At 34.8% G+C, this 2,941-nt stretch carries 2 protein-coding genes; both read left to right on the top strand.

Features of this window, described 5'->3' with window-relative positions; translation table 11 throughout:
• Positions 1-786: 786 nt before the first annotated feature.
• Entirely contained in the window at positions 787-1,965 is a 1,179-nt protein-coding gene (locus tag AC3DU7_RS30045; protein ID WP_488042901.1) for a quinone-dependent dihydroorotate dehydrogenase, read from the top strand.
• Between the two features lie 318 nt (positions 1,966-2,283).
• Positions 2,284-2,941: SanA/YdcF family protein (locus AC3DU7_RS30040; protein ID WP_488042900.1), on the top strand; the 658-nt coding region annotated here is incomplete at its 3' end.

Genomic DNA, 2,941 nt, shown 5'->3' with positions numbered 1-2,941 from the left:
TTGCGCTAGCAAACGCCATATCCAATCGACCAAGACAGCGGTCGCTCTTCGGAGCTTCCCGTAGGGTGGGATGGCGAGGTCCCCGTTCCCTCCGGGACGCTTTCCTTGCGGAATGCTATCGCAAACGCGTTAGCGGAGCTTTGCGCTAGCAAACGCCATATCCAATCGACCAAGAGAAAAAATAATTCCGTACTTCAAGCCTCTTGCTTGACCTTTGTCATGCTCCGCAAACAGCCTTAGGTACTGATAACTGATAACTGATAACTGAAATGACTACTCATTGTTTATACTTCATATTACTATTTATTTATTAAGTATTCAACGGGACATAATTTTCTCAATATTCATTATTCATTACCAAAAAATTTTAGTTTAAAGCCTCCCATTTTCAGGAGATAATAAAGCAAAATTTTTCTTTGAGTCAATCCTATCCATTTTCAAGGAGAGGTAATTAATATTAATAATTAATAATTTTTGAGTCATAGGTATTAATTTCTATCCGCTCAATATAGTAAATATGGCTTAATATCAATTTTATACAAGCTGTTCTCAATAAAATATCTTGTTTTTGGTGATGAGAAAGAGATATTTTATGAAATTCTCCTGTTGAGACGGATGCATATCTCTAAACTCTATATTGATCAGTAATATTAATGATATATTAACAATCGAGAATTAATTAGTGTGCTTTGATTAAAAATAGTCTTGTCATCTCAAAATTATACCTGATAAAATTAAATTTTGATTTTTAGTTTTTTTAAATTGTCAACTACCATTTAGGATAAAGTGTTAAATATTTATCGTTCTGTCATCTTTCCGACTCTATTTTCTGTATTAAAATCCGATCCAGAATTGGTACATAATCAAGTCCTAAATATTCTCAGTTTTATGGATACTAATTCCTCTAGTAAACTAATAAATGGGTTGCAGAAAATTATGCAACAATCTTTATGTTTTGAGGATACTCGCCTAGAACAAACTCTATGGGGATTAAACTTTAAAAATCCTGTGGGTTTAGCGGCAGGATTTGATAAAGATGGTGTGGCCATTAATGCCTGGCCTCAATTGGGTTTTGGGTTTGCTGAACTTGGTACAGTTACTCTTCATGAACAACCGGGAAATCCTCAACCAAGATTATTTCGTTTGCCAATAGATAGAGCTGCTTTGAATAGAATGGGATTTAATAATCAAGGTGCTGCTGCTTTAGCGATGAGGTTACAATCTCAAGGAAAAAATATTCCAGAGAGTCTCAGGGTACAGGATAATAATAATTATTTTTGTCGTAATTTTTTTCCCTATGGTATAAATATTGGTAAATCCAAGATAACATCTTTAGAGGCAGCAGCAACAGATTATTTAGGTAGTTTTAGATTGTTAAAAAATTGGGGTGATTATTTTGTAGTCAATGTTTCTTCTCCTAATACTCCGGGGCTACGCTCCCTACAAAATGTTGAAAATTTAAGTAACATTTTAGCAGATTTACAAGCAGAAAATCAAGGCATTAAACCTATTTTAGTTAAGATTGCACCAGATTTAGAAAAGGAAGCGATCGCTTCCATACTAGACCTAATTCAACAATATCAAATTTCCGGCATTATTGCCACTAATACAACTATTTCTCGTGATAGATTAAAAACTAAAATTATTGCTAAAACTGGTAAACTTGTCAGTGAAGAGGCAGGTGGAATTAGTGGCGCACCATTAACTCAAAGATCTACGGAAATAATTAAATTTATCTGGCAAGAAACTCAAGGAAAATTACCAATTATTGGTGTAGGTGGTATATTTACTGTAGAAGATGCATGGGATAAAATTATCGCGGGGGCAAGTCTAATTCAAGTTTACACAGGATGGGTATATCAAGGACCAGGAATGGTCAAAAAAATTCTCCAAGGATTACTGCAAAAGTTAGATGAAAAAGGATTAAAATCTATTTCTGAAGCAATTGGTTTAGCACATAAATAGTAGTTAGGGTTTGCTAAAAAAGTCTTTTTAAGGAGTAGGGGAGTGGGGGAGTAGGGGAGTGAGGGAGTAGAAAGTAGTTAGGAGGTAGTCGGATATATTTGTCGATCATGATTTTTCTGCAATTATTCTGCTATTTATGCTAACTTTTTGAGAGTGTGGGACGTGATACCAGGCACTTTTTTTAAACCCCAAAAAGGCTTTAGCCAATATTACTTAATGCTTTGAGATTTAATCAACAAGCCCTAGTTAACATTTATAAATGTCTCCTATACTCAAATTACCAGAACTTGATATAAAACCTAAAATTTATTCTTAATTATGTTGCCTAAATTATTTTTACTCAATCAACGCTTAATTTTTCTAGTTTTAGTATTAACAATGCTACTAATTCCTCTAGCTTTAAATGTTTATGTCAGAATGGCGACAAGCAAATATCGATACAACAACCCTGAAGAAGTGCCAGAGCAACCTATTGCTATAGTTTTTGGGGCTGGAGTATGGGAAGATGGTACTCCCACACCAATGTTAGCCGATCGAGTACAAGGAGCTGTTAACTTGTACAAAGCTAGTAGTGTTAAAAAAATTTTGATGACTGGTGACAATGGTACCCCTGATTATAATGAAGTCAAGGCAATGCAAGAATATGCAATTTCCCGTGGTGTATCTGTTGATGATATTACTTTAGATTATGCTGGTTTTAGTACTTATGAAAGTTGTTATCGTGCTAAAGAAATATTTGGCATTACCCAAGCAGTCTTAGTAACTCAACGTTATCATTTACCTCGTGCAGTTTATACCTGTCGTCAACTGGGAGTAGATGCTACAGGTTTAGGTACACCAGATTGGGGAAAATTTAGAAATGATTCCATGAAGCGTTATTCAACCCGTGAAATTTTGGCAGTATTAAAAGCATTATGGGAAGTTCATATTACTCGTCCTCGACCTACTTTTTTAGGACCTTTTGAGGGAATTAGTT

This window comes from Okeania sp. (genome assembly GCF_983059655.1).
The sequence above is the reverse complement of the archived record's forward strand: the minus strand, read 5'-3'. Positions and strand labels throughout refer to the sequence as shown.